Here is an 8491-nt window from a genome sequence, read left to right as displayed (position 1 = left end):
CCAGCCCTCAGCACGAAGTACTCACGGCCGAGACGCCAGCACGCGATCACGCGGCCGCGTAGCTCGCGCGGAACAGTTCCTGGGCGCGCTCGACGTCCCTCGGGGTGCGCAGCTGCACCTCCAGGTCGCCTGTCCCGTGGTGGCCGAGCCCCCTCACGTCCCGGGTGAATCCGGGAACGAGGTCGACGCGCTTCGGGTCGGCCTTCAGGTAGACGAGGAGCTTGCTCCGCTGCGGCGGACACACGCAGGCGAAGTTCCGCAACCGCTGATACGCCCGGTACTGCTTGCGCTGAACGCGGTTCACCCCGTCCCCGAGCCCGAGCAACATCTCGTCGACCGTGTTCGCCAGCCCGGCCAACGACGCACCATGGCTGCCGGCCGCCGCCCGCCCGGCCACCGGCGCGCCGCCGCTGACGGACGCCACGGTCTCCAGCCCGAGCAGGTCGTCGCCGAAGAGGCGGTAGCGGACCAGGTCGATACTGCGCCGGTGCTCACGCACAGCGTGCACGTCATAGCGCGTGAAGTCACCGGCGATACAGATCAGACGCGGCCCGCTCCACCGCACCCGGGCCGCAGCCGCCGCCCCGAGCCGGTCACGGACCAGGTACTCGAACTCCCTGCGGTGATCCACCAGCCACGCCAGATAGAACAGCCCCTGGTGGATCACCCCCGCGTCAGTCGAACGCTTGTACTCGACGATGACCGGCGAGCCGTTCTCGTCCAGCCCCAGCGAGTCGATCCGGCCCCCGTGAACCGGCCCGGTACCGTACTCGCTCACCAGGAAACGGACGCCCAGCAACGTCTCCATGTGCGCCTCGACGAGATGCTGCACATCCGCCTCGGCCTCAGCAAGATACGGGGTGACCTCAGTCACCCCGCCGTCCGTGTTGAACAGCCTCAACCCCGACACCGCCCCCTCCCGATCTTTGCAATACCGAGGACGAACACGCCGGACTGCGGGATTATTTCCACAGGACATCAGCGCACCCCTGCCGGAGATACAGAACGCGACATGAAGGACATGTGGGCCGGAAGCGATCATTTCCACGCTGCGGGATATGCGCGGGATCGCGGTACTGACGACCCGTCACTTAACGCTCTGACCTGCACAAACACCCGTAAAGCGAACGGCCTCCGGAGCCGTGTGCGCAGGTTCGAATCCTGCCGGGGGCACTCGCCGGACCACCTAGTAACGTTACTAGGTGACCAGGGCGGATGCCGACAGAAGAGAGCGGGAGTCAGTCCAACTGACTCCCGCTCTTTCTTGCTATCTCTCACTGATCGCGACACATGCGCGACACGCTCACTGCGCCATATCGCCCTCCTCTTCCAGAGCCTTGGCGATCTTTTCGTTCGCCGCCTGCTCGCGTCCGTCGGTGCATCCGCGGTACCGGCGGTGGATGACCTCTGGGGAGTTGCCGACCCGCCGGGCCGCTTCCGCGATGGGCACCCCGGCGTTCAGCCACCGCGTGATGCAAGGGGGCGACCTACGGCCGCACGCCCCTTGCAGGCTCGCTTCGCTCGCGCCGCCAGCCGCCGTACCGGCCGCGCGCCGTGGCGGCACGCTCGCCGACGGCAAGAAGTCTCGCTGCCCCCTTTGAAGGCTTTTTGAGTGTGCGCCACCTAACCTTGACAGGCGCGGATTTCCGCCGCCCAGACGGAATGTGGGCAGGTCAGAGGAATGATCACAGATCGAGGCCGCAAATGAGCGCGGATTTTATCGCAAGATCTAAAAAGATGCGAATCGCCTGGGGATTCTGTCCGAATTCCAATCATTTACTCCTGTGAAAGCGACAGCGACGCAGACACAGGAAGGGCCTCACGCATGGGCAATCAGGTGGATCAGCGAACGGCACTGCTCGTACTAGTTGGTTGCGGGGTTGTGTACGTCGCCTTTGAGCACCCGTCGTTCGGCGCCGCCCTCATGGTTGGTATCGGAGTCGTGACGCTACTGGATCTCCTAATGAAGGGGCGTTAACCCGAGTCCTGCGCAAACGGCGTTGGGTCGCCCCCGGCGGCACAAGCAGGCTGTACCACTGGGGGCGCCGGTGTTACAGCCTGCTTGTGCCCCGGCCGCGGCGAACCGTCACGGCAGTGACGGTGACCGACAAGAAGAGCACGCCCCCGCACGGGGCGCACCGCATGGGCCTACGCAGTGACTGACGGTTATTTTCAGTTGAGAGCTCCGGCTGGCGGCGCGTGCGGCATGCCAGCCGGGGGACCGCTACGGCGCGGAGCCCGTACGGCGGCCGGCGGCGCGAGCGAAGCGAGCCTGCAAGGGTCGTGCGGCCGCAGGCGCCCCTTCCAGCCCTTCGTCCGTGCCGTCACGGCATCCGTCACACCCACCGTGACGCCGTGACGGATGCCGTGATGGCCGTGACAGTTCGGAAGGCCGTACCCCTCTACCTCGCAGACCAGAGGCCACTACCGGGGGCGCTACCGCAGTAGAGGCCCCCCACTACTACAAAGAGGCAGGTAGGCCCCCGACGGGCAAGGCCGAACAGTGAGCAAGGTAGAGGGGGTTGACCATCACGGTCCGCCGTCACGGCTGTGACGGCGGACCGGCGAGAGGAGCATCGTCCCGGCGCAGGTGGCGAGGAGACTTCGAGTGATCACCACCAGCCGTTGCGGCTGCGCCACATCGGGGTGGTTTGCCCCGTGATCTTCCTGTGGGCAAGGACGCCGAGGACGTACCAGACCTTGACCGCCCACCACGCCAACCACGCCTCGAACACGAAGATCCACAAGAACAGGTACGCAAACCCTGCGATGCAGCCCCCGTTGCTCGATCGGCGACGGCGGTTGGCCAGAGGGACGCTGCCACCGACGGTAAAGGGGCCGGGTAGAGGTATGTGCCAGCGCAGACGCATTGCGAAGGTGCCTCTCGGGTGTGCCGTAGCCATGTCAGCAAAGCGAAGCGCTGATCGTATCGAGCATCTCCCGATTCTTCGCCCGAACCGTCACGGGTGCCGTGCCCGTTGCGTGCCCGGCGGGGCACGGACAGCCTTCCAAGGGGGCTGCGGGACATCCCGCGGCCCCCTTCGCGCTATCTGCGATACAGGAGGACGCTCCGCGCCTCTCCCGATCAAGAAACTGGCCGTTAAAAGTGGCGTCGCGAGACAAACTCCGATTGCGCTCCAGAGCCGTGTGCACAGGTTCGAATCCTGCCGGGGGGCACCGCATGCTCACGAAGTTGGAGTGTGAGACAGGCCAATGCCATAGAAACCCTCTGATCAGGCTTTAAAGCCAGGTCAGAGGGTTTTCCGCTGTTTGCGCTCAAGTGCCGGACGCCCGCGAGGCGTTCACTGCTCCCCGCGCCAACCACGCCGCCACTGACGGCGCCCGCACGCCCGGACACAAGGACTCCCCTCACCCACGCACACTAACTATGAAATCGAAGTGATTAGTATTTCGTAGTCAGTGTGCCTATGATGAGGTCATGGCGACGACACATACAGCGGACGGATCGGGGCCGGGTAGGCGGGAGCGTAAGAAGGCGGCGACCCGGAGGGCGCTGTCCGATGCCGCGTTGGAGCTCTTCCTGGAGAGGGGCTACGACAAGGTGACGGTGGCGGAGATTGCGGCGGCTGCGGATACGGCGGTTACTACGGTGTTCGCGCATTTTCCGGCGGGGAAAGAGGCGCTGATTCTCGACGACAGCGGGGAGCGGGCGGCCTCGTTGGCGGTTGCGGTGCGGGGGCGGCCGGAGGGGGGGTCGGTGCTGGATGCGCTGCATGCGTTCTTCGCTGGGCGGGCGCCCTTTGCCGAGGATCTGCCTGTGGAGTACCAGCGCCGGATGGATCTCGTGATGGGCACGCCTGCGCTGTGCGCCTACGCCCGTCGGGTGTGGGTCGCCTGTGCGGACACTCTTGCCGAGCTGCTGGCCGAGGCCGCGGGGCGGGCGGAGGTCGATGACTCGTTGCGGGTGCTGGCCCGCTACGTCCTGGAGACGACCGACCTCGCCTCCGGCTGCCCCGACCCCAGGGCCGCCCTCGCCTCGGCCTTCCAGCACCTCAAGCTCGGCTGGCCCGGGATCTGAACTCCTGTATCGCCCCCCATCGAGGAGCCTCATCATGTCGTGGAACGTTCACCGGCCGGCGCGCGCCGAACACCTGACCGCCCTCGTGACCGGCGGCAACGCCGGCATCGGGTACTTCATCGCCGAACAGCTCGCCGAGGCCGGGGCCACTGTCGTTCTCGGTAGTCGCAGTGCAGCGAAGGCTGTCGCGGCCCGGGATGCCATCAGAATTCGAGTGCCGCAGGCGCGCGTGCTGCACATGCCGCTCGATCTCTCGGATCTGTCCTCGTTGAAGGCGTCTGTGGAGGGGGTGGAGGTCGATCGGTTGGATGTCGCCGTTTTCAATGCCGGTATCGCGCTCGACGACCCGCCCCGGCGCCTGAACGCCGACGGCCACGAGGCGATGCTCGCCACCAACCACCTCGGGCACTTCGCCCTCGCCCACTGGCTGACCCCGTTGCTCGAAGCAGCTCCCGCCTCGCGCATCGTCACGATGGGCAGCTTCGCCACGCGTTCCGAGCGGCTCGACCTGGACGACCTCCAGTGCGCCCGCTCGTACGACCCGAAGCAGACCTACGGGCGGTCCAAGCTCGCGCAGATGAGCTTCGCCTTTGAGCTGGACCGGCGGCTGCGCGCCGCCGGCAGTGATCGTCTGAGCCTTGTCGCCCATCCGGGCGGGGCCTTGGATTCCCTCACACCCCCTCGGCCCGGCGTTCACGTCAACCCGCTCCCCCGTCGGCTCCTCGGACTTCCAGCTGGAGTGGTGTTGCAGGGGAAGAACGCCGGTGCCTGGCCTGCCGTGCGTGCTGCCCTCGATCCAGAGGCGGTCGGGGGGCAGATGTGGGGGCCCCGGGTGTTCGGGCTGCGTGGGGAACCTCGCGTCGAACGGCCGCAGCCGCATATGACGGATGTCGAGACGGCGGCCAGGCTGTGGGACGCGAGCGTGGAGATGACAGGGGTCGACCCTGCCGCCTCGGCCAGCAGCTGATCACCCGGATACCGCGCCGCCCCGTACGGTCAGTGGCTCGGCGGCGGGCACCCGTAGCGCCGGGCCGTCGTCCAGCACCAGGACGACCGCGCTGCCGCCGGTCGGGTACAGCTCGCCGCTCACGCTGCGTACCCCGAGCCACGTGCCCCACATGCGTACGCACTGCCCTGCCCGGACTGTGACCGCCGGGATCTCCTTACCGGCAGCCTCAGTCGCGTGGTTCGGGATCTTCAATGACGCCCACACCGTTTTCCCGATCCCGCCTTCGCGCCTCTCCACACCCCATCGGTGAGCCACCGCCTCCACCAGCAGCAACCCGCGCCCGTGCGTCTCCCCCGCCTCCGGTGACTGCACCTCGGGCCAACCCGCTCCGGCGTCGCTCACCTCCAGTCGCAGAAGTCTCTCTTCCGCCTGCCGTACGATCCGCACCCCCACCTGGCGGTCCTTCGGTACGCGCACCCGCAGCGCGTTGGTCACCAGCTCCGCCAGTACCAACTCGGCTTCGTACAGCGCGTCTTCGGTGACGCCCCAGTCGACGAGTACGGCACGTAGCAATGCCCGCGCCCGCGGAACGCTGCTGCTACGCCGACACAGCCGAAAGCCCACTTCATACGGTTCACCCATGACAGCTCCCACCGATTCGGCGAGCAGCCCGGGCCCCCGGATGAGAGCCGACGCTTGCTCGACCACCAGTCGCTCCGCGCGCCTCAACTGGCACGCCAGACTTGACCACTCTCGGCATTCAGTCGAGTGCGATCCGTCACAGCGGCTAAGCTGCACCTTGTGTGAGGCAGCGTCAAGTCACCCCCCTGTCACGTGCCAAGCATGGTGACGATTGCTCACTTTTGATCGTTGCCGATCGAGCAAATGCCTACAACTGAACCGACCTCAGGGCTGGTTCACGACGCTAGGGAAGATCCATGTCCAGCAGCAACAGCACCTTGCTGATGTCCCGTGTCACCTTTGGTCGAGCCCTGCGACGCCTTCGCAGCCAGGTCAACCACTTCAAGATCGCGGAGGTGGCATCCGTCCTCGGCTGCGACGACTCCTTGATCAGCCGTATCGAGACCGGCAAGCGCGTCTGCTCCCAGGAGCACTTCGCCAAGCTCATGGACTTCTACGAGGTGCCTGCGCCCCAGCGCGACCAGCTCGCCGAACTACACGCGGTTACACGGGAACAGCGACCGCCGTGGTGGTCTCCGTACAGCGAGGTCATCAGTGCCCAGTACGAACGATTCCTCGGCTTCGAGGCGGCTGCATCGGTCGTCCACGAGTACCAAGTCGGTATCTTGCCGGGCCTGTTGCAGACTGAGGCTTACGCCCAGGCGGTCACCGGGGTGGGCTTCACTTCACTGGGACCGGACCAGATCGACGCACTCGTCGAGGTACGCGGACTGCGGCAACGGCACTGCCTGCTGGAGACCGAATCCCCACTCCAGTGCCACTACGTCGTCACGCAAGCAGCGCTGGACTTCCAGGTGGGAGGGAAGCGCACGCACCGGGAACAACTGGAGTACCTGCTGGACATCTCGACGCACGACGGCGTCGATCTCCGGATCGTCCCCTACGAGAAGGGCGAAGAGGCAGCCCAGATCGCGGCGTTCAGAATCCTCCAGTTCTCGGACGAGGACGTACCCGATGTGGCCTTCGGCGAGTCGGTCGCTGGTAGCTTGACGATGGACGACCCCCGCGACCTGCGACGCCTGCACCGGCTCTTCCGCAGCCTCACGGATGCGGCGCTCTCTCCTGACGAGAGCCGCGACATCATCACCCACACCAAGAGCAAGGAAGTCTGACCTAATGGAGAAGGCAGAGCTGTACGCGATCAGCCCCGACGCTCTCACCTGGCAGAAGAGCACCTTCACCGCCAACAACGGCGAATGCTTCGAACTCGCACCCCTCCCCGGTGGTGCCGTAGCCGTACGCGACTCGAAGAACCCCACCGGACCCCACCTCTGCTTCACCCCCGGCGAGTGGCACGCCTTCAAGGCCGGCATAGCCGCCGGAGACTTCGACAACCTGTAGGCACGCGCCTTCAGAGCCACCCCCGCTGGCTCGCACAACCTCACGGGTGTGGCGTTCTCTCCGGACAAAAGCCGCGACGTCATCGCCAAAAGCAAGGAAGTCTGACCTGATGGAAAAGGCAGAGCTGTACGCGATCAGCCCCGACACCCTCACCTGGCAGAAGAGCACCTTCACCGCGAGCAACAGCCAATGCTTCGAACTCGCACCCCTCCCAGACGGCGCCGTAGCCGTACGCGACTCGAAGAACCCCTCCGGCCCCCACCTCTGCTTCACCCCCGGCGAGTGGCACGCCTTCAAAGCCGGCATAGCCGCCGGAGACTTCGACAACCTGTAGGCGCTCGGGTCGGCGGGGGCGCTTGGCGACCGCGTCCCGGGCGCTCTGCGGCGTCTGGCGGGTGATTCGCCGGAGGGCGTTGGGCGCTGGCATGATTCAGGGATGTCTGCCGAGCACATCATCGCCGCCTGCGACGGGGCGTCCAAAGGGAATCCGGGCCGAGCCGCCTGGGGCTGGGTCAGTGCGGATGCCGAGGGGCGTCCGGAGCGTTGGGAGGCGGGGCCGCTTGGTACCGCTACCAATAATGTTGCTGAATTGACGGCGCTTGCCGAGCTGCTTGAGGCCACGGACCCGGCCGCCCAGCTTGAGGTTCGGATGGATTCGCAGTACGCGATGAATGCCGTGACGAAATGGCTGCCCGGCTGGAAGCGTAATGGGTGGATGACCGCCTCCAAGAAGCCCGTCGCCAATCGGGAGCTTGTGGAGCGTATCGACTCGCTGCTCAGCGGCCGTGCCGTGGAATTCGTTTACGTGCCCGCCCACCGTGCCGACGGCGACCACCTCAACGCCATCGCCGACCAGGCCGCCAGTGATGTCGCCGAAAGTCAGGTCGCCGCCGGTACGTCACAGGGGACTCAGGAGTTTCCGGTGCCGCGTCCCGCCTCCGCTCAGGGGCAGAAGACCGCTAAGAAAGCGGCCGGCCGGCCCCGGTCGGGGGGCGGCAGGACCATCAAGGCAAAGTTCGCCGGGCAGTGCGGAGGCTGCGGACGGTCCTATGAGGCGGGGACCCAAGTCGCCAAGGGGGCTCGGAGCTGGGGGCATCCCGAGTGCCGGGAGCTCTGACAGCCGCGCGCGGATGCGCGGCAGGATTGGCGGCATGAGCGAGCCCACCGGTGAGTACGCAATCACTACGCCGCACCATGTCGCTGAAACCGCCGCAACCCACAGCGGGCCTTCCGGCCTGTCCGCCTACGTGGCGGCGGACGTAGCCCGCCAGGTCGAACGCGACAATCTCAGCGCACTCATCCAGGCCGCCGAAGCCGAGCACGGTGCCGTCTCGGACAAGGAGGTCCAATCCCTCCGTGATCAGCTCCGCCACGCGCGGGCCGAGCAGGACGGGCGCATCACCGTCATCAAGGTCTGATCGACTTCGCGCCCGCCCCCATGAGTGTGGCCCTCGGCGCTC

At 66.5% G+C, this 8491-nt stretch carries 11 protein-coding genes; 7 read left to right on the top strand and 4 right to left on the bottom strand.

The window, feature by feature from the left end; all coding sequences use genetic code 11:
* Positions 1–46 precede the first annotated feature (46 nt).
* From ACFU99_RS23480 to ACFU99_RS23470, 3 genes are all read right to left on the bottom strand, one after another.
* Entirely contained in the window at positions 47–910 is an 864-nt protein-coding gene (locus ACFU99_RS23480; RefSeq protein ID WP_384395027.1) for a DUF5655 domain-containing protein, read from the bottom strand.
* Positions 911–1303: 393 nt separating this feature from the next.
* Entirely contained in the window at positions 1304–1450 is a 147-nt protein-coding gene (locus tag ACFU99_RS23475) for a hypothetical protein (protein WP_384395025.1), read from the bottom strand.
* Positions 1451–2612: 1162 nt separating this feature from the next.
* Complete coding sequence (locus tag ACFU99_RS23470) at positions 2613–2735, bottom strand: hypothetical protein (protein ID WP_384395023.1); 123 nt, start codon at positions 2733–2735, stop codon at positions 2613–2615.
* A 794-nt stretch (positions 2736–3529) separates the two neighbouring features.
* Between ACFU99_RS23470 and ACFU99_RS23465 the strand changes: the two genes are divergently transcribed.
* Positions 3530–4039 carry a TetR/AcrR family transcriptional regulator gene (locus ACFU99_RS23465; protein ID WP_384395022.1) on the top strand — a complete coding sequence of 170 codons (510 nt, stop codon included), beginning with the start codon at positions 3530–3532 and terminating at the stop codon, positions 4037–4039.
* Between the two features lie 34 nt (positions 4040–4073).
* Positions 4074–5006: an SDR family NAD(P)-dependent oxidoreductase gene (locus tag ACFU99_RS23460; RefSeq protein WP_384395020.1), complete on the top strand. Its 933-nt coding sequence runs from the start codon at positions 4074–4076 to the stop codon at positions 5004–5006.
* On the opposite strand, the gene ACFU99_RS23455 is transcribed toward ACFU99_RS23460, so the two are convergent.
* Positions 5007–5630 carry an ATP-binding protein gene (locus tag ACFU99_RS23455; RefSeq protein ID WP_384395019.1) on the bottom strand — a complete coding sequence of 208 codons (624 nt, stop codon included), beginning with the start codon at positions 5628–5630 and terminating at the stop codon, positions 5007–5009.
* Between the two features lie 296 nt (positions 5631–5926).
* Here ACFU99_RS23455 and ACFU99_RS23450 point away from each other — a divergent pair, with 296 nt between their 5' ends.
* The 5 genes from ACFU99_RS23450 to ACFU99_RS23430 all read left to right on the top strand — a co-directional run bounded on the left by ACFU99_RS23450 (position 5927) and on the right by ACFU99_RS23430 (position 8449).
* Positions 5927–6802 carry a helix-turn-helix domain-containing protein gene (locus tag ACFU99_RS23450; RefSeq protein ID WP_384395017.1) on the top strand — a complete coding sequence of 292 codons (876 nt, stop codon included), beginning with the start codon at positions 5927–5929 and terminating at the stop codon, positions 6800–6802.
* A gap of 4 nt (positions 6803–6806) precedes the next feature.
* Complete coding sequence (locus ACFU99_RS23445) at positions 6807–7031, top strand: DUF397 domain-containing protein (protein ID WP_384395015.1); 225 nt, start codon at positions 6807–6809, stop codon at positions 7029–7031.
* A 109-nt stretch (positions 7032–7140) separates the two neighbouring features.
* A complete protein-coding gene (locus ACFU99_RS23440; RefSeq protein ID WP_384395013.1) occupies positions 7141–7365 on the top strand; it encodes a DUF397 domain-containing protein in 225 nt (74 codons plus the stop codon).
* Between the two features lie 102 nt (positions 7366–7467).
* The gene (locus ACFU99_RS23435) at positions 7468–8148 is read left to right on the top strand and encodes a ribonuclease H (protein ID WP_384395011.1); all 681 of its coding nucleotides are present in this window, start codon (positions 7468–7470) and stop codon (positions 8146–8148) included.
* A gap of 34 nt (positions 8149–8182) precedes the next feature.
* Positions 8183–8449: a CopG family transcriptional regulator gene (locus ACFU99_RS23430; RefSeq protein WP_384395009.1), complete on the top strand. Its 267-nt coding sequence runs from the start codon at positions 8183–8185 to the stop codon at positions 8447–8449.
* Positions 8450–8491 lie beyond the last annotated feature (42 nt).

The organism is Streptomyces sp. NPDC057654 (assembly GCF_042800135.1).
In the GTDB taxonomy this organism is placed as follows: Bacteria; Actinomycetota; Actinomycetes; order Streptomycetales; family Streptomycetaceae; genus Streptomyces.
The sequence above is the reverse complement of the archived record's forward strand: the minus strand, read 5'-3'. Positions and strand labels throughout refer to the sequence as shown.

Coding starts and splice junctions, on each gene's coding strand:
- ACFU99_RS23460 (WP_384395020.1), top strand. CDS start 4,074: ATGTCGTGGAACGTTCACCGGCCGGCGCGCGCCGAACACCTGACCGCC.
- ACFU99_RS23455 (WP_384395019.1), bottom strand. CDS start 5,630: ATGGGTGAACCGTATGAAGTGGGCTTTCGGCTGTGTCGGCGTAGCAGC.
- ACFU99_RS23435 (WP_384395011.1), top strand. CDS start 7,468: ATGTCTGCCGAGCACATCATCGCCGCCTGCGACGGGGCGTCCAAAGGG.
- ACFU99_RS23430 (WP_384395009.1), top strand. CDS start 8,183: ATGAGCGAGCCCACCGGTGAGTACGCAATCACTACGCCGCACCATGTC.
- ACFU99_RS23445 (WP_384395015.1), top strand. CDS start 6,807: ATGGAGAAGGCAGAGCTGTACGCGATCAGCCCCGACGCTCTCACCTGG.
- ACFU99_RS23450 (WP_384395017.1), top strand. CDS start 5,927: ATGTCCAGCAGCAACAGCACCTTGCTGATGTCCCGTGTCACCTTTGGT.
- ACFU99_RS23440 (WP_384395013.1), top strand. CDS start 7,141: ATGGAAAAGGCAGAGCTGTACGCGATCAGCCCCGACACCCTCACCTGG.